1 protein-coding gene is annotated in these 279 nt (G+C 59.1%); it reads left to right on the top strand.

Features of this window, described 5'->3' with window-relative positions:
• Nucleotides 1-65 precede the first annotated feature (65 nt).
• Nucleotides 66-279, top strand: a 214-nt coding sequence (locus P2081_RS20735; RefSeq protein ID WP_278924676.1) for a hypothetical protein, incomplete at its 3' end; no start/stop codon positions are given.

Raw genomic sequence — 279 nt, 5'->3', positions numbered from 1 at the left:
GTCAGTACAGCAAGAGACGTTGCTCCAGCAGTACACAGTACAGGACAGACACAGTCACAGACGCGATGGCCACCAAACTCTCCCTCATCTGCCTGTGCGCCCTTCTAGTCGCGGTCCACGGCCGCAGCCTGCGGGAGAGACGCTCCCCGGACAGCAGCGAGGAGACCTCCTGGACAGACACGTTCAAGAACACCTTCGAGAAGGCCAAGGAGAAGGTTTCCGGCGCCATCGAAGACGTCAAGGAGTCAGACGCGTACGCCAAAGTCAAGGAAGGAGTCA

It is taken from the genome of Pseudophaeobacter profundi (assembly GCF_029697505.1).
GTDB lineage: Bacteria > Pseudomonadota > Alphaproteobacteria > Rhodobacterales > Rhodobacteraceae > Pseudophaeobacter > Pseudophaeobacter profundi.
The sequence above is the reverse complement of the archived record's forward strand: the minus strand, read 5'-3'. Positions and strand labels throughout refer to the sequence as shown.